Annotated in this window: 21 protein-coding genes and 1 tRNA gene; 11 read left to right on the top strand and 11 right to left on the bottom strand. The window is 54.3% G+C overall.

Features of this window, described 5'->3' with window-relative positions:
• Window positions 1–348: 348 nt before the first annotated feature.
• The 5 genes from ACLHIJ_RS00985 (at window position 349) to ptsP (ending at window position 5,368) form a co-directional block, all read left to right on the top strand.
• Window positions 349–1,215 carry a PRD domain-containing protein gene (locus tag ACLHIJ_RS00985; protein WP_411295997.1) on the top strand — a complete coding sequence of 289 codons (867 nt, stop codon included), beginning with the start codon at window positions 349–351 and terminating at the stop codon, window positions 1,213–1,215.
• Window positions 1,187–2,797 (top strand): N-acetylglucosamine-specific PTS transporter subunit IIBC, encoded by a 1,611-nt coding sequence (gene nagE, locus ACLHIJ_RS00980; protein ID WP_411298271.1) that lies wholly within the window; start codon window positions 1,187–1,189, stop codon window positions 2,795–2,797. The genes ACLHIJ_RS00985 and nagE overlap by 29 nt, the downstream gene beginning before the upstream one ends.
• Before the next feature lie 8 nt (window positions 2,798–2,805).
• Window positions 2,806–3,291 carry a PTS glucose transporter subunit IIA gene (locus tag ACLHIJ_RS00975; protein ID WP_411298270.1) on the top strand — a complete coding sequence of 162 codons (486 nt, stop codon included), beginning with the start codon at window positions 2,806–2,808 and terminating at the stop codon, window positions 3,289–3,291.
• A gap of 89 nt (window positions 3,292–3,380) precedes the next feature.
• Window positions 3,381–3,641, top strand: a complete 261-nt coding sequence (locus tag ACLHIJ_RS00970; protein ID WP_411298269.1) for an HPr family phosphocarrier protein — start codon at window positions 3,381–3,383, stop codon at window positions 3,639–3,641.
• A 41-nt stretch (window positions 3,642–3,682) separates the two neighbouring features.
• Window positions 3,683–5,368, top strand: a complete 1,686-nt coding sequence (ptsP, locus tag ACLHIJ_RS00965) for a phosphoenolpyruvate--protein phosphotransferase (RefSeq protein ID WP_411297497.1) — start codon at window positions 3,683–3,685, stop codon at window positions 5,366–5,368.
• Between the two features lie 418 nt (window positions 5,369–5,786).
• Here ptsP and ACLHIJ_RS00960 read toward each other — a convergent pair whose 3' ends face one another.
• The 7 genes from ACLHIJ_RS00960 to ACLHIJ_RS00930 all read right to left on the bottom strand — a co-directional run bounded on the left by ACLHIJ_RS00960 (window position 5,787) and on the right by ACLHIJ_RS00930 (window position 13,705).
• Window positions 5,787–6,401 (bottom strand): hypothetical protein, encoded by a 615-nt coding sequence (locus ACLHIJ_RS00960; RefSeq protein ID WP_411298268.1) that lies wholly within the window; start codon window positions 6,399–6,401, stop codon window positions 5,787–5,789.
• Complete coding sequence (locus tag ACLHIJ_RS00955; RefSeq protein ID WP_411298267.1) at window positions 6,391–6,822, bottom strand: hypothetical protein; 432 nt, start codon at window positions 6,820–6,822, stop codon at window positions 6,391–6,393. Before ACLHIJ_RS00955 ends, ACLHIJ_RS00960 begins: the two co-directional genes overlap by 11 nt.
• A gap of 159 nt (window positions 6,823–6,981) precedes the next feature.
• Window positions 6,982–7,401 (bottom strand): hypothetical protein, encoded by a 420-nt coding sequence (locus tag ACLHIJ_RS00950; protein WP_411298266.1) that lies wholly within the window; start codon window positions 7,399–7,401, stop codon window positions 6,982–6,984.
• 578 nt (window positions 7,402–7,979) lie between these two features.
• Window positions 7,980–9,179, bottom strand: a complete 1,200-nt coding sequence (locus ACLHIJ_RS00945) for a glycine C-acetyltransferase (RefSeq protein ID WP_411298264.1) — start codon at window positions 9,177–9,179, stop codon at window positions 7,980–7,982.
• Between the two features lie 64 nt (window positions 9,180–9,243).
• Window positions 9,244–10,275: an L-threonine 3-dehydrogenase gene (gene tdh / locus ACLHIJ_RS00940; protein WP_411297502.1), complete on the bottom strand. Its 1,032-nt coding sequence runs from the start codon at window positions 10,273–10,275 to the stop codon at window positions 9,244–9,246.
• 35 nt (window positions 10,276–10,310) lie between these two features.
• Window positions 10,311–11,513, bottom strand: coding sequence for a Gfo/Idh/MocA family protein (locus tag ACLHIJ_RS00935; protein ID WP_411298262.1), 1,203 nt, complete (start codon window positions 11,511–11,513; stop codon window positions 10,311–10,313).
• A gap of 263 nt (window positions 11,514–11,776) precedes the next feature.
• On the bottom strand, window positions 11,777–13,705 hold the full coding sequence (locus ACLHIJ_RS00930; protein ID WP_411298261.1) for an acyltransferase family protein: 1,929 nt from the start codon (window positions 13,703–13,705) through the stop codon (window positions 11,777–11,779).
• 229 nt (window positions 13,706–13,934) lie between these two features.
• On the opposite strand from ACLHIJ_RS00930, the gene hemH reads away from it, so the two are divergent.
• The gene (hemH, locus tag ACLHIJ_RS00925) at window positions 13,935–14,915 is read left to right on the top strand and encodes a ferrochelatase (protein WP_411298260.1); all 981 of its coding nucleotides are present in this window, start codon (window positions 13,935–13,937) and stop codon (window positions 14,913–14,915) included.
• A 299-nt stretch (window positions 14,916–15,214) separates the two neighbouring features.
• Here hemH and ACLHIJ_RS00920 read toward each other — a convergent pair whose 3' ends face one another.
• The 3 genes from ACLHIJ_RS00920 to ACLHIJ_RS00910 all read right to left on the bottom strand — a co-directional run bounded on the left by ACLHIJ_RS00920 (window position 15,215) and on the right by ACLHIJ_RS00910 (window position 18,448).
• Complete coding sequence (locus ACLHIJ_RS00920) at window positions 15,215–15,967, bottom strand: type 1 glutamine amidotransferase (RefSeq protein WP_411298259.1); 753 nt, start codon at window positions 15,965–15,967, stop codon at window positions 15,215–15,217.
• The gene (locus tag ACLHIJ_RS00915) at window positions 15,967–17,262 is read right to left on the bottom strand and encodes a MurT ligase domain-containing protein (protein ID WP_411298257.1); all 1,296 of its coding nucleotides are present in this window, start codon (window positions 17,260–17,262) and stop codon (window positions 15,967–15,969) included. Before ACLHIJ_RS00915 ends, ACLHIJ_RS00920 begins: the two co-directional genes overlap by 1 nt.
• Before the next feature lie 514 nt (window positions 17,263–17,776).
• Complete coding sequence (locus tag ACLHIJ_RS00910; protein WP_411298256.1) at window positions 17,777–18,448, bottom strand: endonuclease III domain-containing protein; 672 nt, start codon at window positions 18,446–18,448, stop codon at window positions 17,777–17,779.
• A gap of 273 nt (window positions 18,449–18,721) precedes the next feature.
• Between ACLHIJ_RS00910 and ACLHIJ_RS00905 the strand changes: the two genes are divergently transcribed.
• Genes ACLHIJ_RS00905 through ACLHIJ_RS00885 form a run of 5 tightly spaced genes read left to right on the top strand, consistent with a single transcriptional unit; the run spans window position 18,722 to window position 22,019 of the window.
• Window positions 18,722–19,048, top strand: coding sequence for a PadR family transcriptional regulator (locus ACLHIJ_RS00905; protein WP_411298254.1), 327 nt, complete (start codon window positions 18,722–18,724; stop codon window positions 19,046–19,048).
• A complete protein-coding gene (locus tag ACLHIJ_RS00900; RefSeq protein ID WP_411298253.1) occupies window positions 19,045–19,863 on the top strand; it encodes a DUF5808 domain-containing protein in 819 nt (272 codons plus the stop codon). Before ACLHIJ_RS00905 ends, ACLHIJ_RS00900 begins: the two co-directional genes overlap by 4 nt.
• The gene (locus ACLHIJ_RS00895; RefSeq protein WP_411298252.1) at window positions 19,850–20,362 is read left to right on the top strand and encodes a PLD nuclease N-terminal domain-containing protein; all 513 of its coding nucleotides are present in this window, start codon (window positions 19,850–19,852) and stop codon (window positions 20,360–20,362) included. The genes ACLHIJ_RS00900 and ACLHIJ_RS00895 overlap by 14 nt, the downstream gene beginning before the upstream one ends.
• 2 nt (window positions 20,363–20,364) lie before the next feature.
• On the top strand, window positions 20,365–21,207 hold the full coding sequence (locus ACLHIJ_RS00890) for an ABC transporter ATP-binding protein (RefSeq protein WP_411297514.1): 843 nt from the start codon (window positions 20,365–20,367) through the stop codon (window positions 21,205–21,207).
• Window positions 21,204–22,019, top strand: a complete 816-nt coding sequence (locus tag ACLHIJ_RS00885; protein WP_411298251.1) for a hypothetical protein — start codon at window positions 21,204–21,206, stop codon at window positions 22,017–22,019. Before ACLHIJ_RS00890 ends, ACLHIJ_RS00885 begins: the two co-directional genes overlap by 4 nt.
• 469 nt (window positions 22,020–22,488) lie before the next feature.
• Here ACLHIJ_RS00885 and ACLHIJ_RS00880 read toward each other — a convergent pair.
• A tRNA-Thr gene (locus tag ACLHIJ_RS00880) sits at window positions 22,489–22,563 on the bottom strand.
• Window positions 22,564–22,680: the final 117 nt, after the last annotated feature.

Raw genomic sequence — 22,680 nt, 5'->3', positions numbered from 1 at the left:
AAGCAAAGTAGATAATGGTTTCCAGCAAAAGAAACTATGATAATAACGTTTTCTTAGCCTAAATCTAGGTAGTTCTACTTACCTACAGCTACTCGGCGCGGATCACTGCAGCCCCATCTATAACTGCCGTGCATATCTACCGCACATCGCGCCCATAACCCCACGCAGCTTCGAAACAAATTCCGAAAATATGGCCGACACTACTTTTTCCTCTAGAAAAACGAACCCAAACGTCCTATGCTAAAGGCAGATCGAAACAAGTTGGGCGTCACTGATTACTCAGGCGTTACCGGAATGAGGGTCGCGGTGCGAGGCTGCGTCTCAAATGTCGCTCAAAGAGGAGCCCGAGTGGACGAAAGACGTCTTCACGTAGTGCGCGTGTTCAACAACAACGTGCTACTGGTGCGCGCAGACGACAGCGAACGCGTTGTCGTAGGTCGCGGCATCGGCTTTGGGCGCCGAGAAGGGGATTCGATCTCAGTAGATACAGTCCAGCAATCCTATGTTGAACTAAGCTCCGAACAGGAAAGATTCCTTGATGTCATCCGGTCCGTCGATCCGAGGGTATTAGAGACTGTCTCTGCCGCCGTCGATTTCGCTAACGACCTCCTCGGGGATCTACAGCCCTCGGTATATCTACTGCTTGCTGACCATCTCGCCTTCGCCGCCCAGCGGCTCGGATCAGGCGAGGTTATCCGCGACACCCTCTGTTCGGAAATCAAAGCTGTTTTCCCAGAGGAATACGCGGCCGGCCAACTGGTACTACACTTCGTCAATGCCAGACTCAATCTCGATCTTCCCGAGTCTGAGGCCGGATTCATTGCGCTCCACCTCAAAGCGGCGCGCACTGGAGATGCGGTCAAGCAGCCCCTCGAGCAAGCTAACGAACTTGCTCGGATCATTGACGATATTGGCGTTATGCTCACGGAAAGTGGCACTGCCCGCAGTGTCGATAACATCCTATTCACTCATATTGCCCAACTGATTCGTCAGTTGCGCAATGGGCATATGAGAACGAATGACGCACGGTTATCGATTGAACGAGATCTCCCTGATGATATGTCCATCGCTCGGCGGATCATCTGCCGAATTTTGAACGTACCGACGTTGCCAATGGCAGCACAAGGGGAGGCCGCTTTTCTTGCCATGTTTTTCCATGGCTGGCGTCAATCCACACACGAGTCACATGTCGAAAGGACATATGGTGAAAGATAAGCTAATGATGGCCTTGCAGCGATTTGGCAAGGCGATGATGGGCGCGGTTGCTGTGATGCCCGTCGCCGCACTCCTCATGGGTATCGGTTACTGGATCGATCCCGAAGGCTGGGGCGCAAACAGCGCTGTCGCAGCCGTTCTTATTAAGGCTGGCGGAGCCGTTCTCGATAACCTCGGATGGATCTTCGCTATCGCACTTTCCTTCGGTCTAGCGCGCGATTCCAATGGCGCTGCCGCACTGTCTGGCTTCCTTGGTTTTGGAACCGTCAAGCTCCTCATTAGCGCAGGCACCGTCGCCAGCTATAAGGGCATTGACGTTACCAAGCTCGAGGGTGATGACCTCCTTGCATGGAAGTCGCACGGTTGGGACGCGATCAACGATAAGAACGTCCTTATCGGTATCCTCGTCGGTATTCTTGCCGCCTGGGTTTACAACCACTTCCACAAGACGAAGTTGCCAGACTTCCTGGCCTTCTTCTCCGGCCGCCGCCTCGTCCCGATTATGACGTCGCTGCTGTCGATCGTGCTATCCGGTATCCTCTACATCATCTGGCCGATCGTCTACAACCTGCTGTTCACCTTGGGTGAGAAGATCCAGAATCTCGGACCGCTTGGTGCAGGTATCTACGGCTTCGTTAACCGCCTGTTGATTCCGACGGGTCTGCACCACGCAGTGAACTCCATCTTCTGGTTTGACGTTATCGGCATTAACGATATTGGCAAGTTCTTCGATGGTGTCAAGACGATCGATGCTGCTAAGGCTGCTACCGACGCTGCTTCCTGCCCGGGTCAGTGGGTAAACGGCGCTTGTGAGGTTATCGGTTTCGTTGGCCGCTACCAGGCTGGCTTCTTCCCGATCATGATGTTCGGTCTGCCGGCTGCCGCCTTGGCAATGTTCCTGCGCGCCAAGTCCACCCAGAAGAAGGTCGTCGGTTCGCTCATGTTCGCTGGCGCTCTGGCTTCCATCTTCACCGGCGTTACCGAGCCACTTGAGTTCGCCTTCATGTTCGTTGCTCCGCTGCTCTACCTGGTACATGCGCTGCTCACCGGCATTGCCGTTGCTGTCGCGGCCGCCTTCCACTGGACAGCCGGATTCGGCTTCTCGGCAGGCTTGGTGGATATGGTGCTCTCGGCACGCAACCCGCTGGCCAACCAGTGGTACATGCTCCTCGTTATGGGCGTGGTATTCGCTGTGATCTACTTCTTCGTGTTCTACTTCCTCATCGGCGCCCTGAACCTGAAGACTCCTGGCCGCGGCGAGGATCTCGACAGCGAGGCACAGGCTGTGCTGACCGGCAACTCGGATTACACCTCCATCGCTCAGCGCATCATCGCTGGTCTGGGTGGTCCGTCCAACATCGACCTTGTTGATTACTGCGCAACCCGCCTGCGTGTGACCGTGAAGGATCACCTGCCGGTGAAGGAAGCCGAGATCAAGAAGACCGGCGTTGCTGGCGTGATCCGCCCGTCGCAGAAGTCTGTCCAGGTCATTGTTGGCCCGCAGGTTCAGTACGTCTACGACGAGGTTGCCGCACAGCTACAGAACAGCTCCGTCGCCCTCCAGGGTGAACAACCCGCCTAGGGGATAATGTGTTTGGACTAGGTAAGAAAAAGGTCACGCTGAACCCGCCATGCTCGGGCAAAGTGGTCGGTATCGACGCAGTCCCCGACCCAATCTTTGCCGACCGCATGTTGGGAGACGGATTCGCTGTCGAACCTGATGCTGATCAGGCGACGATTGAGTTCTGCGCTCCAACTGCCGGCAAGCTACACAAGGTGTTCCATACAGGGCACGCCTTCACATTGATTAGCACCGACGGTTTAGAGCTGCTGGTTCACATCGGCCTTGAAACTGTTGAACTCAAAGGTAAAGGTTTTGACGTACTCGCCAAGGACGGCGATGAGGTCCAAGCCGGTACGCCGATCGTCCGTGTTGCCGCGGATGAAGTGCGCGCCGCCGGATACAACCTCATCACGCCCGTTGTGTGCACCAAGCCGAGCCAAGTTGATTCGGTATCGGTTGACTCATCGGCGCGCGCTATCACTGATTGTGCGTGTACGGTGAAACTGGCATAGTTCATCACCTGTGGTGGGTGCGAACGCATCGCCGTTCGCACCCACCACGTTCATACACTGACCTGAAGAACGAAGAAAGGACTCCTCTCATGATCTCCCGTACTGCTACTGTTGCCGCTGAACAGGGCTTACATGCCCGCCCTGCCGCACTTTTTGCCCGGGCTGCTGGGCAAAGTGGGTATGATGTCACCATCCACTACAAGGATGATAGTGCTGACGCTTCTAGCCTCCTTGAGCTCATGACGCTCGGCGTCGAGCAGGGTGACGAAGTAGAATTGCGCTGTGAAGACGATTCGGCGGCTGATGCACTCGATAAGCTCGTCGAACTTCTTCAAACCCCAGCCGAATAATCAATCAATTCATTGATCTCTTTTTGATTCAGGACATAGTGATGACACAACGACGTGAAATAACCTCCGGTCTCGGTGTTTCTGCTGGTTTTGCCAGCGGTCCAGCGTTTATCGTGCAGCGCGCTCCCGGAGTCGATCCGAACGAGACGCCCAGCACTGATCCACAAGCTGACGGGCAACGTGTTCGAGAGGCCATGGCGTCAGTTTCTCGTGCGCTCTACACTCGCGCGGAAAGCGCGCCTGAATCAGCTCGCGAAGTCATGTATGCCACCGCCGATCTCGCAAAAGATAAAGCCCTCGCAAAAGCTGTCGATAAAGAGCTGAATAAGGGTCGTGGGATCACCGCTGCTGTGAGCCATGCAGTGTCTGGTTACGCTGCAATGCTTGAGCAGCTCGGTGGCTATATGGCTGAGCGCGTTACCGATTTGTTTGACGTCCGCGATCGGCTTATCTGCGAGCTGCGTGGTTTGCCAGCTCCGGGAGTTGGGCAGATCTCCAAACCGTCCATTCTCATTGCCTACGATCTCTCCCCTGCGGAAACTGCAGTTCTTGATTTAACGAAGGTGCTCGGCATCGTCACCGAATTGGGCGGGCCCACCTCCCACACCGCAATTTTGTGTGCCCAGTTGGGTATCCCAGCGGTCGTTCGTGTTGCTGGCGCATGCGAGATCGAGGCTGATTCTCCTGTCGCTGTTGACGGATCGCGCGGCACTGTGATTGTGGCTCCCGAAGCTGATGAGCTCGCTCAGATGGAGCAGCGCGCACAACTGCGTCAGGAGCTGTTGGCTAATTCGCATGGTCCAGGTCAAACTAAGGATGGTCACAACGTCAAGCTGCTTGCGAACATCGGCTCAGCCGCAGACGCTATCGCTGCCGGAAAGACCGACGTTGAAGGTTGCGGCTTGTTCCGCACCGAATTCCTTTTCCTTGATCGGCTTGACGCTCCCACTTATGAAGAACAGCTCGATACCTACACTAAGGTTTTCACCGCTTTCAGCGGCCGTCGCGTTGTTGTGCGTACTCTTGACGCCGGTGCGGACAAGCCACTGAAGTTTGCCGATCTGGGCCCCGAAGAGAATCCGGCACTGGGAATCCGCGGTCTGCGGCTGAGTCGCGTCCGCCAAGATCTTCTCGACGTCCAATTGAAGGCGTTGGCGGACGCTGCCGCGGCCACCAATGCTGATATGTGGGTGATGGCTCCGATGGTTGCCACCCAGCCTGAGGCACACTGGTTTGCCGAGCGGTGCGAGGAGGCAGGCATCAAGACCGTCGGCATCATGATCGAAGTTCCGGCCGCGGCGATTCATGCCGAGATGCTGCTAACGCCGCTGTCCTTCGCTTCCATCGGAACAAACGACTTGGCACAGTACACGATGGCCGCAGATAGAATGCAGGGTGAACTTGCCGAACTCAATTCGGTGTGGCAACCCGCAGTCTTGCATTTAATTAGCTTGGCATGCTCCGGAGCTCAGACGTCGAATTCCCATATCGGAATCTGTGGTGAAGCCGCTGGTGATCCACTGCTGGCATTAGTGCTGACCGGCCTGGGAATCCAGTCACTTTCGATGGCTCCTAAGCGCATCGCCGCTGTTCGGCAGTCTCTAGCACAAGTCGATCTAGAAACCTGCCGCGAGCTGTCTCGTTTGGCGCTCTTTGCACCAGATGTAGATACTGCACGCGAAGCTGTGCTTGCAGCCGTACCTGAATCAGTGCTTGCACTGCTCTAACGTGTAATCCGCGGGAGTGACGCGGATAGTGTGATTCAGCTAGTTTGTTTGTGGGGGCTGACCGTTGGTAACGGTCAGCCCCCACTACATTATGTTTCTTTTAGTCTTAGCCCATCCCGTACATCTAGCTAATAGGAACGAATGATATGGGCGAAGATGACGAGCACCAGATTCGTGCGATCAGCACAAGCAACAATGCGATCGAGAATTATTCGCTGTTTTGATTCGAACGTTCCTTACGCCATACACGTCAACGTCATAGTAACGGGATAAAACTCCTAATACTCGTCTTTCTTGCTGGCTTCAGTAAGCTTGGCACACGTGCCACGGATTTCAGAACGTGCCTGAGAAGCCTTAGGTAGGCTGCGTCAGGGATTATGTTATTTGCTCGTTTTTTTGAGTGTAATCGAATACTTAACTACGGCGAGCGGGTAGATAGTGGAGCGAAGGCACAATCGGAGTTATCGAGGCGATTTTCTGCTCTGTAATGCTCCTGTAAGTCAAAGGGCAACACCATTGATGCTAAGGCTGCTCGGCACTCAAGCCCCATACGCTGTGCAGCACGAAAAAGACCTTTACTTCCAGATAACACTACTGAATTACCGTAACGGTTTGACCACACGTGAAAGCTAGCCGATGTTAGAACTCCTGGAAAATTGTCACGTTCCCACTCTTCGAAGAAACACGACAAAAGATCATTTTGCTCAACCCTATCCCACCGCGTTCGGGTTATGCCCTCATAAGGAATTACCTTCCAGGGGCCACTCCCATACATCAAGCTCAACTGGTGAATCTTGCAAATAAACGACTCAGGGGCTACTCCCTCGGCTAAAGTCCATTCAGTGATGCGATTATCCTCAAGAACTTCATATAGATCGGAGTCTGCATAAAGGTTGATCGAATCTCCGATCACTTGCTCCCACGACGCCCATTCACAGTCCATGTCAAGTTTTCGCAAGGGAACAAAGGCACGCAATATCTCATGAGAATGAGCAAGCGAAACGTCGGCGAATGTATCTATTTTATTGCGCATTAAGAATCTCTATCCGTTCCTTACGCCACGCCTGGATTCGCGAGGGCAAAAAGCATTCGATACATCCGCTGAGGATAAAGCAAATACAGCCGAGCGGTGCCCACCACGTATTCCACCAGTAGAAACCGCCTAGAAATGAGGGCGTCATCTCCTCCAGACCCGCCCATGCGATCAGGAAGAACAGCGCATAGAACGCTACACTCCACACGATATTGGGCAGGTAAAAAGATTTTCTGTTTCCCCACCGACGCCTAACCCGCATATCCAGGTAGCACATCGGAATAGCCGCCAAAACAAGAGCAACGAAAAACCATAGATCACCGAGGTCGCGACGGATTGCGCTGAGCACACACAACCCAAAAGCCACAGCTATGCAGCCAAGCGAGATGACGGTTCGGTTAACACACTTCTGCCTATCCACCGCATTTCCTTTCATCACTCTTCCCATGATGACCACAAACCTCAGTGCAGACTTCGCACCAGCCAAGCGATACGTAACATCCCAAAAGCTCTACCATTAGCTCACATAATGACAGATTATTTCGCCTTAATTACGCCCCTATTACAGCAGAGCTAAGAATCACCCAGTATTTTGGCGAGAACGCTCCTTACGCCACGCCTGCCATACCGACGGAGCAAAACCCTCAATACACCCAAGAACAATAAGACAGCCACTGCAAAGCGGCGCCCACCCCGTATTCCACCAATAAAATCCATGCAGAAATGGCGGCGAGACCAGCTCTAATCCCGCATAGAGGATAAGCAGAAACGGAGAGAAAAAGAGTATCCGCCACAAAACATCAGGCGGATAAAAACGCTTCATCTTTCCCCAGCGACGCTCAATCCCTCTGTAAAAGTAATACAGCGAACCAACTATCAAACCACAGGCTACGAAAAACCATAGCTCACTGAGATCGCCACAGATTGCGCTGAGCACACACAATCCAAAAGCCACAGCCATGCAGCCGAGCAAGATACTAGCTCGATTTGCGCGTTTCACTCTATCCAGCATCACAACACGCCACTTACACCCAAAGCACAGACCAGAGAAATACTTACAACAGCCTTCATCTCCCACACCTCATTCTTAATACATCTCTTTACAAAAAGAACGACATAATCATTCATGGTTAAGACGGTGGAAATACCACCTCACGGCAAAGGCTTCTTTGCGCCTGCAGACGATGTGACTCAAGCCACCAGATTAAGTATTAATAGTGAGAGAGTAGTGGAAACCCGACACTAAGGTCAATACTTTTGGAGTAATTCCAATTAAACCGCAGGTCAGGCTGATATATCCCCGAGGTAATATCAGCAATAGCACTAGCTAAGCGTTTGTATCCCTCCACCCAACGTCGGGTGCTCGCACACGGAAAGCCACCTACGCAAACACAAAAAGAGTCTCTCCACCACTGAAGAACGTTACAGCCAGAGCGCGTCCAGCAGCTTCGCAGTTAATCAGAGAAAGCTAGCGCCAGCCCTACCAAAACACACTCCGCTAAGCCCACGGCAACGCCGCCCCCGCCGGGAATAACCTCGCGCAAAGAATCCAGCAACGTCAGGTTAAAAAGCTGCCAGCTATTGATCCACCTCAGCACGAGCCTGCACAAAAGCTTCGATTGCCATATCGAGGTCTGCGCGCGTCAACCCTGCTGACATCTGAGTGCGAATACGCGCTTTACCTCGCGGAACAACTGGGAACGAGAACGCCCGAACGTACACTCCCCGAGCCAAAATCGCATCAGCCATCCGAGCAGCCCGCACCGCATCCCCCACCATCACCGGAACAATCGGGTGATCCGACTGCGGAATCTCGAAACCAAGCTCCGTCATCCGAGCACGGAAATACTGAGTATTTTCATGCAAGCGCTCCCGCAACTGGGCACTATCGCGCAGCACATTCAAAGTCGCCAAAGCGGCCGCTGTAATCGAGGGTGCCAAGGAGTTGGAGAACAGATACGGCCGCGAGCGCTGCCGCAACATCTCCACGATCTCGCGCCGCGCACAAATATATCCACCACTTGCCCCGCCAAGCGCCTTACCTAATGTTCCAGTAAGAATATCGACCTCATCGCGGCAACCAAATAACTCTGGGGTCCCCGCCCCGCTCTCTCCGGTAAATCCAACCGCATGAGAATCGTCAACCATCACCACCGCGTCATAACGGCGAGCCAGCTCGCAGATCTCGTCAATAGGGGCAACATACCCGTCCATCGAGAACACCCCGTCGGTAGCAATCAAACGGGTACGCGCATCGCGGGCCGCCTGAAGCTGCGCCTCCAAATCCGCCATATCCCGATTCCGGTAGCGCAACCGCGCAGATTTCGTCAGGCGCACCCCGTCAATAATCGAGGCATGGTTCAGCTCATCCGAAATAATTGCGTCTTCAGGACCACACACCACTTCAAATAGGCCGCCGTTGGCGTCGAAGCACGAAGAATAGAGAATCGTATCCCAATTCTGCGGATCCTCCGGATGGAAAAACTCCGTCAAGGCACGCTCTAGCTGAGTATGTAGGGTTTGCGTCCCACAGATGAAACGCACCGACGCCATCCCAAACCCCCAGGTTTGCAGCGCCTGCTGGGCAGCCTCAATAAGAACCGGCGAATCAGCCAAGCCGAGATAATTATTGGCACACAGGTTAAGCACCTGACGACCATCTGCGATACCCACGTGCGCTGACTGTGGCGTCGTCAATGCCGCTTCTTCTTTATACAGACCGTCGGCACGTAATTCTTCGAGTTCGCGCGCTAAACGCTCCCGCAGTCGGCTATCCATGTGTTATTCCTCTCCCCTTGGCAGCCCATCACCTATTTGGCAAGCACTTACCTGCTCCGCTTCCTTATTCCTCCCACGTCATCACGACTTTGCCGGAACGCCCGTCACCCGCGACAGCGAAGGCCTCACGAAAATCACGATAGGAAAAACGGTCAGTGATAATTCCAGAAATATCTAGACCAGAACGCAGCAGTGCCGTCATCATGTACCAGGTTTCAAAGATTTGCCGCCCCGTCACGCCCTGAATCGTCAGCATATTAAAAATGACGGTACTTAGATCCATCGTCACGGGCTGCGCCGGAGTCCCCAGCAGGGCGATCCGACCACCGTGGGTCATGTGGTCAATCATCATCGTCAGCGCCGCTCCAGAGCCCGACATTTCCAGCCCAATATCAAAACCCTCTTTCATATTGGCAAGCTGGTAAATATCTTTCAGCGGGCGGTCAGCAGTGTTAATCGTCAGTTTCAACCCCAGACGATGCGCAAGTTCCAATCGCTCATCAGCTAAATCCGCAATCACAACATTGCGTGCCCCTTGGAATTGCGCAACAAGCGCCGCCATAATACCGATCGGCCCTGCGCCGGTGACCAGCACATCCTCTGCAAGAGTGTGGAACTGCAAAGCCGTGTGGACGGCATTGCCAAAAGGATCGAAGATCGCCGCCACATCCGGATCTAAACCAGGGATCTGGTGAACCCACACATTGCTGGCCGGCATAGCGAAATACTGCGCAAAAGCCCCATCAACGTGATAGCCAATTCCCCGAGTGTTACGGCACAGATGCCGACGCCCAGCCAAACATGCTCGGCACCTGCCACAGACGTAATGCCCTTCGCCGGATACAAACATTCCCGGGGTGAGCCCATCTACCTCCGAGCCGATCTCCACGATCTCTCCACAGAATTCGTGCCCTAAGATTCGTGGCGTATGGACGGTATTTTGCGCCCAGCCGTCCCAGCGGTCAATATGTACATCCGTTCCGCAAATGCCGGTACGCATTACTCGAACCAGGACGTCATTTGCCCCGATGGTAGGTTCTGGAACGTCGATAAGCTCTAAGCCTGGGCCGGCTTGCGTCTTTGCTAATGCTTTCATCGTTGAGTTCTCTCTTGGCTGTCCATAATGTGATTTTACTGCGCGAGAGGCGGTTGAGTCTGGCCTGCCGTGAAATAGTCGATAAGCACCGGATCGACGGCGGGGATCTGCCGCGGCTGGGATCCATTGCGCAGCGAATCAGTGGCACAGATTCCGGCGGCCACAGCATACCATGCACCCAGCGGGTTGGTATCCGTCGGCGTTCCTGAGCGAACAAAGCGGAAGAATTCCGTCACTGTTAAGACGTCGGCGTCACCGTGCCCATGAGCATCGCCAATAATCGGATACTGGACGTCACCATCTGGACGATAGTGGGTGCGGGTGTTCCACAAGCTGATATGCCCGCCTTCACCGTCACCAAAATTCTCCAACCGCCCTTCCGTCCCAATGACGGTGTAGTTGCGCCAATAATCGGGCGTGTAATGGCACTGCTGATAGGAGGCAAAAACTCCGGTATTCATTCGCATGAGCATCATGGAAATGTCCTCAACGTCAATCACCGGATTAAGCCCTGTCTGGCTCAACGGCGGCCAGTTCGATAACGAATACCATTGCCCCATCAGTTCGTGATTATGATCGGCACGGCTGGCAACCTGATCGTAAAGAGTTAGCCCGCCCATCGCGACGACCTCGGTGGTGTGCGCCTGCGCCAGCCAATGCATGACGTCAATATCATGCGCCGCTTTCTGGAGCAATAACCCCGTGGTGTGCTCTCGCTCGGCATGCCAATCCTTGAAATAAAAATCGCCACCCGATCCGACGAAGTGCCGGCACCAGATCGCTTTTACCTCACCAATTTCTCCAGCTTGAATCAGTTCGCGCATGCGGCGCACGACGTTCATGTGCCGCATATTATGCCCGACGTAGAGCCGAGTTCCGCTTTCATAGGCGGTGCGAAGAATCGCCGTCGCCCCCTCCAATGTAATGGCCAGCGGCTTTTCAAGGTAGACCGGAATACCAGCTTTCAACAGCTCACAGGTTACCTCCGCATGAGTGTCATCCGGCGAGGTAACAAAGGCAACGTCAATACCTGTAGCAATGAGTTCGGCAACCGTCGCGGTGATCGCGAGCTGATCGGCATTGCGGCGCAACTGACGTTCTACTCGGGCCAGCGCATCTGGATGCGGTTCACAGACGGCAGTAATAATTCCGTCATTTTCTGGTAGCTCTGCGTGCCGCGCTAAGGGGGCACGAGCGCCACACCCCACGATACCGACTCGTAGCGTACTATCGCCCATCCGTATCCTCCTTATTCCTCGCCATCTTGGCGCCGCCAGTTCGCTGCACTTCCCCGTCGCCGCCACTTGCGGTTTTGCTTAACGCCACAGGTAACGAGTGCGCCACCGACCGCGCATGCCCAGCATTTCCCTGCTAGATACCCTACTCACCCATGTAAACAGACCGATCCAGCAGTACCCACATCCAAACTATCAGCGATCCGCACTACTATCTTCTCCGAGCGGATTGCCTCTCTCAATATCGCAGTGGGCAACAGAGATATTTACCGCGGAAGATCATTTAATGCATTGACGATCAACTGCGCATAGATCTCTGCACCGCGCCCATCAGGATGAACGACGTCAGAGGCGAGATAATCCTCGTGGGAGCTGATCGCACTCGCCCAATCGGCCATCCGAACCCGCTGCGGGTATTTCGCGGCCAACTGTGCAATCGCTTCATTGGAGGACCAGATCCAATCGTCAGCTCTTGGCCCATATCCCGTCACGAAAACAAATTTCGCATTCGGGGCCGCATTGAGGAACTGTTCTCCAATATCCACCGTCAAGTAGCTATTTGTTGCCAAAGAGATCACGACGTATGGGCGCACCCGACCCGTCGCCACCCAGTCATTAATGATGGACAATCCAGCAACCGTCGAACGTGAGACTTCTGCGTCTAGATCGCAGCCGGCGAGATGATTCTGCAATGCCGCAGCGGAAGCTAAGGTTACCGAATCGCCAATAATACTGACCTGCCCACCACTAATCGGGGCTGGCGGCTGGCTTGGCTTATTCCCCTCATCCGGCTTACCAGAGGGCTTATCGCCTGGTTTATCAGCAGGCTTACCATCCGCGCCGGTATTCGCCTGACCATCCGTACCAGGCGCAGCAGCGCCATTGCCATTCGTAGCAGGCTGTTGCGGCTGACCCGAATTATTATCCGTACCATTAGGCTGCGGATTCGCCGTCAAAGCCTGCTGCCCAGCCTCAACCGCCAATTGTGCCGTAGTTTTTTCTGGAGCTTTTGCTAAGGCAACCCCCACCGAGGCAACTACGGCCACGATAACCACAAATGAGACGAGCGCTTGCACTCCGCGCTGCGGAATGGAAAGCCAGCGACGCAAGGTAGCGAAAATACCATCACGACGCATGGGGGTTTCCACCCAGGTATAGGAGGCAGCAGCCGCGCCAATCGAGATCACTAACACGATCAACCCGACGATCCAGGATTCCAAATTCGGAAGCGCCGTATTTAATACGATCAAGATGGGCCAATGCCACAGGTATAACGCATAGGATCGCTCCCCTAGCCAACGCAAGGGCAGCACATCGAGAATACTGGCGAGGACTCGCCCAGGCCCAGGTGCTCCTGAAACGACGTCCACAAGACCTTGGAGAACTAACGCCGTCGATAGTGAGGCCCATAGCAAGCCCCACGGGTAGGTCCACATCACTGCGTCATCAATAACGATAAAGCCACAAATCATCGAAACGAAGCCGATGATCGCCAATGCCCCACGCCCAAAACGAATCGTCGGCGGGAGGGCGGCACGCACGCTAGCTGGGGCTTCCTCAATTGGATGCGGCAAAATCAAGGCGAGCGAGGCGCCGATAATAATGGGGAATAAATGCGTATCTGTTCCCTGATAAATTCGGGTCAGATCCATGCCAAGCAAAGAACACGCAAACATCCATAGCAGCGAGGCCAGGGCAATCAATCCCGCGATACGCGGGCGAACATGGGTACGCAGGCGCACTAACAGTAATAAAATAATCGGCCAGAAAATGTAGAACTGTTGTTCAACTGCCAGCGACCACATATTGCGCAAGAGTAGCGGATTCCACTGGGTGAAATAGGACGATCCAGAAGCGATTTCCGTCCAGTTATAGGTGAAGGTCAGCGTGCCAAGGAATTGCCGACGAATCCCTACCAGCAGATCCGACGAGACGAACATCGCCACCGGAATCATTATCAACGTAGTTACTGCTACCGCCGGGAATAACCGGCGGAATCGCCGCAGCCAAAAACGGAACAACCGAATCGTGCGATATTTTCGCCATTCAACCATGAGCAATCCGGTGATGAGGAACCCTGACAGCACGAAAAAGACGTCAACACCAGTAAATCCACCGGATAACCGAGTTTTCATCGCATGGTAGGCGACGACGGCTAATGCTGCGATAGCGCGAATTCCGTCAAGCCCCCGCACTCGGAAACGCCTCGTCGTACGAGTGGAGGTTGAGCCCACTGCTGGCTCTAGCACCTTATGCCCTGGATACCCCAACTACTCTCTCCCTGGTTTCAGCCATGCCGTCATTCTTCATCACGAATTTATGGTTTCAATTGCTAGTAACCGTCAATATATTAGTCGCGCAATCAAAGCCACGGAAACACATTTCTTTTCCGTTTCTTGACCAATTATTCGTTACAGTTTGAGTGTGAATAATACAGCCACGCAATACGGATTACTTATCGTCAATCTAGGCAGCCCTAATTCTCCCCGAGAAGCCGATATTTCCGAATTTCTTGCCGCTTTTCTCGCCGATCATCGGGTCGTACACTGGCCTCGATGGCTGTGGCTACCCGTCCTGCACGGGATTGTCCGTCGGGTGCGCCCACGAAAAGTGAAACCCATCTACAAAAGCATCTGGATGGGCGATCAATCCCCGCTCGTCCACTACACACAAGCCCAACACGCCCAGCTTGCCGAGGCATTACCGCAGGTCAACGTCAAATATGCGATGGCATATACCGCGCCACGTATCGCGGAGACCTTGCGCGAGTTTGAACGTGAGGGCGTCGAAGATCTCACGATCATCCCGCTCTATCCGCAGTACGCCCCGTCAACAGTTGCAGCAATCACAGATCAGGTTTTTCGTCACTATCTTCGGGCCACTCGTATCCCGAACTTGCGAATCATTTCCCAGTTCACCTGCCAAAAGCATTACATTAACTGGCACGCTCAGGCACTACGCGAACGGATTGACCGCCTCGAATCGCGCCCTGATCGAATCGTATTCTCATTTCACGGCGTCCCTCGCCATCCCCGCCACGAACCGGAGTACTACCGCACACAGTGCATGGAAACATTTGACGCTATTTGCCACCATCGCGCTATTAGTGAACTCAATATCCCCGGCGTGTTGACCTACCAATCGAAATTCGGACCAGGTGAATGGATCGGGCCAGCCACAATCGACGAAATGGCCCGCCTGCCACAAGAAGAAGCTGTGCGCAGCGTCTTAGTGTGTACGCCAGGATTCCTCGCGGATTGTATTGAAACCCTTGACGAAATCGACGTTCTTAACCGAGAGGCGTTCCTGAACGCCGGCGGCACAGATTTTTCCTATCTAAATCCGATGAACGACGATCCGGCCGTCACAGCTATGCTTCTCGATCTCTATCACAACGCAGTGTAACGTCGGCATACATATAAAAATGCTGCAATCCTCATGGGCGCATAACTTCGCCCGCTTCGCGGCACACAATTTTGCCAGCCGAAAGAGACACGAGAGCGGCGCAGCTCGCCTCACGCCGTGGTTTTGCTTCGCTACTCTCTTTGTTGCATACACCGAAAATTCCAGATTGCCGGTAGCAGGTTCACGAGATCACGATGCCCGACGAGCACCATCACAGACGAGCAGCAACCGAAAAGCAACCAAAACAATCGAGGAATAATCGAAAGAACGGCTTGCGCCTTCCAAACTGCGACGATTTCCTAACGCTGCGCGTGCTGGCTGCGTGCCGCCTTGATCCGCTCAGCTCGGAGCTGGTGAAGCAAGGGCATCTCTAGCTCCTCCAAGGACGCCATCCCCGTCGCTTGGCGGATAAGATAATCTGCCAACTCTGGATTGCGAACCAGCACCGGACCGTGCATATATGTCGCAATAATGCCGTGCTGCGCCACTCCGTCATACATTAAACCTGGCTGCCCCACAGCCGTCGTTCCCCCGTTGCCCGTGCCAGCGGTAACGATCCCTAAGGGCCGTGCGTCTGGGCCGAGACTCGTCGCCCCACCATGATTCTCAAATCCGGTTAATTCTTGCGCCAACCCGCCAAACATCGGCTCACTCACCAGCTCACCAATGGAACGATGACCTTGCGGGGAGGTAGTAATATCCAGTAATTCCAAGCCCTCAACCCGCTGATTACGCGCGTCTACATACCAATTACCGAGAATCTGCAACGACGCACAGATCGCTAACAGTGGAGTTCCCGACTCAATTTTCTGGCAAAAATCCCGATTCGCGCGCAGGTGTTCGGCAGCGATAGCCTGAGCCGCATCCTCGCCACCACCCATCACGTAAATATCCATTGACGTGGGGATCGCCTGATTGAGATGAATCATGTGGATCTGTGCGTCAATGCCGCGTGCCCGAGCACGGTAAGCCAAAACGCTCGCATTACCTGTATCGCCATACGTCCCGAGGACTTCCGGATCAATAACTCCGATATGCAGTGCCGAGTTCACTATTCTTCCTCCGTCATCGCACCCGAGACAGTGCCTACCCGATCAAAGATTTTCTTTGCGTCGCGGAAAGCAGTGTAATTAGCGAGTAACTCCACCTTGGCCTGCGACGGGCAGGCCTCCAGGGCTTGCATAATTCCCGGAACATACGTCACGTCGATTCCGGCGTATTGCAGGCGGATTGCCAGATCTAAGCCTCGATCTCCGCAGGCGATAACGCGACTATAGGTGCGCGCCAACTCATCAAAATCGACGTCCCACAGCCAGGACAGATCCGTCGAATCAGCAATTTGACCATTGACGTCAATAATCAGATTGGGAATCTCCGTATTAATCATGGTGATAGCTTCTTGCCATCCAGCCGGATTCTTCGCGAGCAGCATCCGAATCTGCCGCCCATTAACACAATATGTTGCATAGCGACCAGCAACCGTCTGCACTGCTCGGACTGCTTCTACCGCGTCTGCCATCGGAACGCCTAGAGCATGAGCAGCCACAATAGCTTGAGCAGCATTGCCCTGATTAGCCTGACCAGGCACTGCAAGATCGAGTGAATACCGCTGAGATTCGTCAGCACAATTAATCAGAACGCCCTCACGCACCATCCAATCCGGATCTGGACGTCGATAGGGCGAATCCTTGACGTACCAATCCTCCCCTTGGCGCACAATCGGCTTGCCCCCGCGCGGGAAGCTCACCGAATCGTTGTACCATCGCGAGCCCACACTCACCCAGATCACCCGAGGGCTATCCATCGCTGCAGAAACAATCAACGGATCATCACAATTAGCAATCACCGTAGCCTGCGGATTATCATCAACAGCCGCCCGGAGCCGTTTTTCAACATGACCAATCTCGCCAACTCGGTCTAGCTGATCGCGAGAAAGATTGAGTAACACAAAGGCGGCTGGGCGAATTTTGGCAGAAACCAAGGGGACGTGCAGCTCGTCAACCTCGCATACCGCGTAGGGCGCATCTGGCTGGTTCATCAAAGCGCTGAGCACGCCAGAGCCCATATTATCGCCTTTATCATTCGACGCTGTCTGACCTATCGTATTGAGCGCCGCGCGAACCATTGCCGTCGTGGTGGATTTTCCATTCGTTCCAGAGACGACGACGGTTTTCTTCTGCGCCGCTAACTGCGCCAGAATTTTCGGGCTGATCTTTTCTGCGATAGCTCCGCCAATCATCCCGCCAGAGCCTCGCCCCATAAGTTGGGAGGCTCGCGCCGCAATACGCCCGGCCTGCATAGCGATAGCGCTGCGCCGAGGAAGTTTCATATCCACTTTCTTTCCCACGCCTTCAGTATATTCCGCATAGCCTATCTCGCCCATGGCCATAGGATTATCCGCCACAATATCGCATGGATCGCAATGTTTTCTTACTATTTTTAATCGCTATGCGTGTTGCGGGGGATCGCCTCACCTATCGGGCATATACCCACATGTGACGCGAGGCAGGGCAGGAATTCATATAAAACGTATCCGCATAAGCACCGACGAGGACCAGGCACGAGGATCGCACCTGGAATATCCTTCGCCGCAGGCAAGGCACATATCGAGACGGGATTCGCCCATAAACCATCTGCGAGCCACGAACGGCATTTCTTACCAGAGGTGAGCTAGCAACCGACCGAATAGCCCGCCTACAATGCCGCTAAGGCTTCGCACACCCGTCCGTTTAACCAAGACTCATAAGGCATCCACATGCCAGAAGCCCTCGCTATACCCGCCCGGCGCATCCTTTTCTAGCTCCTCCTTAATAGAGCTTTAATAGAGCGCCTACTTAATACGAAAGGAACAAACTGCTAATTTACTGCCCAAAAGTGCCATCTAATAAACACGAATAGGCCTGCTCCCAGCCTCCATAGCGGCGCGCTATTTTCCCAGAATCAACAATCAGACCGTGGAATTGCGCTAATTCCGCTACGGTAAATTGGGCGGCGTTAACTGCTGGATCGAGCGCCCGACGAGCGGCTTCATAGTGGGCATAATCCCCTAAACCGGCAGCCGCTATCAATCGGCGCGCATACGCATCGTAGATAAATACGGGATGGTGGTAGACGTAGAGGAGAATATCGTCGGCAGTTTCCGGGCCGATTCCACGTAGGGCAAGAAGTTCCTGACGCAAGCGGTCACACGGCAGGAGGCAAGCTTCAGCGTCACGCTCTAAAAACCAGTGCCCGATGCTCCGCAGATACTCCGCTTTTGTTCGGTAATAGCCACACGGTCGGATGGCATTTTCCAGATCGCCACGCGGCATATCCACAATTGACTGAGGATTCAGGAGATCTCCCTGACGCAGGGCTGCGAGTGCCCGCTGAACATTCACCCATGTGGTATTTTGCGTCAGTACAGCACCGACGACGATCTCGAATCGGGATTCACCCGGCCACCACGATTCACTGGGCACCTGCTCACACAGTAGCTGATATAGGCGGCGCAAGCCGCGCGCCAGGGCTTGGTCAGACGGCTCCGTCAGCATGTTCTCCCCATCCTTTTCGTACTGTCTTCGTATTTCTCTTATGAGGGTATCGCAGCGCACTTTTATCGAATACAGTGCCGCACCAGTGTATATTGCACTATTGCGCATTATCAGTGGCCGGTGTTGCTACTGCATTAACCCATTTACTACTGCATTAACCCCGCCATCCATTCCCCTCCTATCACCCATTGACTTTCTTGCTACGCCTAGTACTATGTATTACATAGAACCTAGGCGTAATAGCCACACTGCTAACAGCCCACCGGAGTCCACATGGCCGAATCACAACTACGTAAAGGCGCTTTAGAGCTCATCATTCTCGGCCTGCTCGCCACCCGCCCCTCCTACGGGGGAGAACTATTAGAACGCCTAAAAACGGAAACCCACCTCGACATATCCCAAGGAACGGTCTACCCCCTACTCAGTAGGCTGCATAAAGCCGGAACCGTACACACCCGCTGGGAGGAATCACCATCCGGGCCACCACGAAAGATCTACGAACTGAGCCATCACGGTCATGAACGACTCACCGCGTTAACACACGAATGGCTTCACCTACACAAGGCAGTAACTCAATCCGTGAAAGGAATTCAGCTATGAGACTCCGCTCCACCACCGAAGATGGAACCCGTCGCTTTCTCGGAATTCCCGTCAGTTTCCCCACTCGAAGCAATACCACTGGAAAAATTCTGCGCTGCTTCGAACCTGAAAATCCCGCAATCTTCGTTCCCCGCACCGCCGGTATCGGCTGGGATCTGAACATCGGAGCCATCGCCGTCAAACTTGGCCTTATTCGCCCCGACGATTCCCTGCCCGACCTGGAAGCATACATCCCTCCTACAACACGGCGCGCTCTCGCGAGCGCACCCTGGATCGGAGCGGCTAGCACATGCCTCTACGCTCGGAACATCGCCCGCGCCCGCCGAGTAGTGACGAAATGGCATATAACCGGGCTACCTCAGCGATATTCCAGCGGAAAAGCAGCCGCAGCTCTCAGCGCAGGCACAAGTATCGCCCTGGCAGCCCTACCCATCGTCATCTCTCGCATCCCAACGGGCAACACATCCGAATCAGAATCTGAACCTACCTCCACTCAACCAGCATCTGCGCTCGATACTGCCCGCAGCGCCGATATCGTCCTCACTGCTCACGCCCTAGGGTTGCAGAGCCTCCTACTCTTTTCGGCTGAAGCCGCCCGCCGCGAGATAAAACATCCACATACTCGCCAGCTCATTGCCTCTATCGGGCTACTCGCTGCACCTATCGTCACATCCGCAGTATTAGTGGCGACCGTCAAGCAAGCGCTCAACGGCGTATCTCGCGCGCTCAAAAGCAGCTCTCACACACCAGCCTCCCAGCCCATGCCCGCCCCCGCCTCAGCTTCAACCAAGGAAGACGATAATGAACGGATTTGATTCTCTCACCGCGCTGCCCCGCGAGGTGCAAATCGCCATCGGTATCCTGTTCGCCATTCAGCTTGTACTACTCATTACCGCGTTCATCGTCATGGCTCGAACCCCTCCTGGGCCAATCGCCGGTGCCGCAAAACCCGTATGGGCACTCATCATTATTTTTGGTCAAGCAATCGGGCCGCTCCTCTTTCTCATCTTGAGCCGACGCGATGCCCGTGCCCGCTCCGAATACGAACAACCCCGTGTACGCCAGATGGAACCACGTATGCATTCAGATAGCGATAGCGGGATCACTACGGGCAGCCAATTAGCGGCAAACAGCCAACTACCTACCTACACCCACTTACCGGCAAACAGCCAGTTATCGCTGCAGAAGCAAGATAACGATAACCGCCAACCAGCCCCTCCACATCGAGAAGCTCAAGGCCGTCCCCATCACCAGAAGGCCTCCGAAACGCGCCCAGATATCCAATCCACTATCGACGACCTCTACCGGAAGTAACAATGCCTGAGCCCGAGTTAATCGTCAGTACCCATAACCTAACAAAGGATTACGGCACATACCGCGCGCTCAATCAGATCAATCTGGCCGTTCCCGAGGGCGCGATCTACGGATTTATCGGCGCAAATGGAGCCGGAAAAACCACCACTATCCGTATCCTTTTAGGGCTAATCTCCGCCTCTAGCGGGCACGCCACCGTTCTCGGATATTCGCGCGGCCAACTTCCCTGCGACCCTATTGCCGATCTTGCCTATTTGCCCGACGTCCCCCGTATCAGTAGCTGGCTGACCGCCAAAGATGCCCTCATTACTTTCGCGCAGTTATCTGGAGTGCCATCCGATATTGCTGCCACTCGCGCAGATTCACTATTAGAGCTCGTTGGGCTACACCGAACGCATGGCACAGTCGGCGGTTTCTCGCGTGGCATGACGCAACGCCTCGGTATTGCCAGCGCCCTCATTGGCAGCCCTCGCCTGTTAATCCTTGACGAGCCAACCAGCGCCTTAGACCCAATGGGCAGGGCTGAAGTTCTTGAGATCATCTCATCGCTGGCCGGCAAAGCAACGGTCATCTTTTCTTCACATCTACTGGGCGACGTCCAACAGGTGTGCAGCCACGTCGGGCTACTTGACCGCGGGAAATTATTAGCCCAAGGACGGCTTGAGGAGATTCTGGAAACTATCCCCGCCACGAAATCCCAACTCCACATCACCGGAGAGCAGGACGATCTGAATACGGCACGTGAACTGCTATCAGCGGCTCTGCCTGGGCTATCCATTACCGAAGAGAAAGCCTCATTGCAAGACGTCTATCTGCAGGCAACGACGAAAGAGTTGAACCAATGAGCCGGAATTCTCATAACACCGCAGGCAGAGTACCTGGTATTGCCTCCCTGACGCGGCTCCTGGCACGCGGAAGTTATCGCAGCGCCAGCACCTGGGTAGTGTTCAGCATTTTCACACTAATGGCCCTGACGTCAGCGATCATCGCAAAATACACGCCACGTATCCTTTCCGCACTAGCCGACCCCGCCCTCGCCGAATTTATGTCGCGCAACCTCGGAGAACCGTCGTGGAGTGAGGCATATTCAGGGTGGATCAAGAATCTCAATCAAATCTGTATTTTCAGCGTTATTATCGTCGGCGCACTGCGCTTACACTCCCAAATGGGCAGCTCAGAGGCTCACATGATTCTCACCCGCCCCGTTAAACGCAGCTCCTATCTACTGGCACACGTATTCACTTTGGTACTGACGTTACTGGCCACACTCGGTATTACTACCGCGATTGCAGGGGTAACGACGAGAATCGTCTTTGACCACGCGCCACTATTTCCCCTCCTGGAGATCAGCGGTATATGGCTCCTGTTTGCTCTCGTCATTATCTGCGCGATGGCACTTGCCGAGGCGACATTCTTAAGCCTCGGAGCAACCCTGGGCGTCGGTATTGCCGTGTACGTATTTGTTTCTATTGGCGGCGCGTGGCATTGGGGAAGCACCTACACGCCACTTGGCTTACTGAGCACAATGAGCGCACTCGCCAATGCCTCCCATATTCCTACAGCTATCTTCGCCCTTAAACTTCTCTCCACTGTTTTCTGTGCGGGCGTTTTACTCGTGGCGGCTATATGGCGTTACGAGCGGCGGGATCTGTGCTAACTTCGGCGGGATTTGTGCCGACTTCAGGCATTCCCTCACTGCGGGGTTTCCTTTCTGGCCGAACGCGCGAGGCATATTATTACGACGGATAAATTAAATGCCGATATGGGCTAGTGACCGGCATTTAGCAAACAAAACTGCTCGTGGTTGCGTAGCGGCATGTGGTGATGTTTAATGGCGTCGAGTTTGTTTCGCTGGGTTTGCTATGTTCGCTTGACTTTTTCTTTTCTGCCAAACCTCAGCTCATACAGCAGCGATTCCCTCCAAGAGCCCTGCCCCCCCCTCACATCGTAGCTATTAAAATCGTTCGCTCGGAGCTATCACCCGTTCCTCATCAGAGCATCGCCTACACCAACGCACCCACCACTGCAGCCTCGTCAACCGCCAGAAACCCGCGTCAACAAACAAAAAGCCCATCTTGATCCGCCGCCAACCGAACCGAGCTATGAGATCAAAATGGGCTATTAAGTGGAGCCCCCTGTCGGATTTGAACCGACGACCGCCTGTTTACAAGACAGGTGCTCTACCACTGAGCTAAGGAGGCCTGCCGCGAGCGCATGGCTCGCAAGCGTGTTTCATTGTGCCAGATTTATTAGCGCGACACCAATACGGGAGACGATCCCCATACTCCAACGCACTGCCATCCAGCACAGTGCAGCAT

The organism is Trueperella sp. LYQ141 (genome assembly GCF_046599555.1).
Classification (GTDB): domain Bacteria; phylum Actinomycetota; class Actinomycetes; order Actinomycetales; family Actinomycetaceae; genus Trueperella.
This window is presented reverse-complemented; position numbering and strand designations above follow the sequence as displayed.

Excerpts from the sequence above, each read along its gene's own strand:
- ACLHIJ_RS00905 (WP_411298254.1), top strand. The coding sequence starts at position 18,722 with ATGGCCGAATCACAACTACGTAAAGGCGCTTTAGAGCTCATCATTCTC.
- ACLHIJ_RS00945 (WP_411298264.1), bottom strand. The coding sequence starts at position 9,179 with ATGGATAGCCGACTGCGGGAGCGTTTAGCGCGCGAACTCGAAGAATTA.
- ACLHIJ_RS00890 (WP_411297514.1), top strand. The coding sequence starts at position 20,365 with ATGCCTGAGCCCGAGTTAATCGTCAGTACCCATAACCTAACAAAGGAT.
- ACLHIJ_RS00910 (WP_411298256.1), bottom strand. The coding sequence starts at position 18,448 with ATGCTGACGGAGCCGTCTGACCAAGCCCTGGCGCGCGGCTTGCGCCGC.
- ACLHIJ_RS00935 (WP_411298262.1), bottom strand. The coding sequence starts at position 11,513 with ATGGGCGATAGTACGCTACGAGTCGGTATCGTGGGGTGTGGCGCTCGT.
- ACLHIJ_RS00900 (WP_411298253.1), top strand. The coding sequence starts at position 19,045 with ATGAGACTCCGCTCCACCACCGAAGATGGAACCCGTCGCTTTCTCGGA.
- ACLHIJ_RS00895 (WP_411298252.1), top strand. The coding sequence starts at position 19,850 with ATGAACGGATTTGATTCTCTCACCGCGCTGCCCCGCGAGGTGCAAATC.
- nagE (WP_411298271.1), top strand. The coding sequence starts at position 1,187 with ATGTCGAAAGGACATATGGTGAAAGATAAGCTAATGATGGCCTTGCAG.
- ACLHIJ_RS00960 (WP_411298268.1), bottom strand. The coding sequence starts at position 6,401 with ATGCGCAATAAAATAGATACATTCGCCGACGTTTCGCTTGCTCATTCT.
- ACLHIJ_RS00970 (WP_411298269.1), top strand. The coding sequence starts at position 3,381 with ATGATCTCCCGTACTGCTACTGTTGCCGCTGAACAGGGCTTACATGCC.
- ACLHIJ_RS00885 (WP_411298251.1), top strand. The coding sequence starts at position 21,204 with ATGAGCCGGAATTCTCATAACACCGCAGGCAGAGTACCTGGTATTGCC.
- tdh (WP_411297502.1), bottom strand. The coding sequence starts at position 10,275 with ATGAAAGCATTAGCAAAGACGCAAGCCGGCCCAGGCTTAGAGCTTATC.
- ptsP (WP_411297497.1), top strand. The coding sequence starts at position 3,683 with ATGACACAACGACGTGAAATAACCTCCGGTCTCGGTGTTTCTGCTGGT.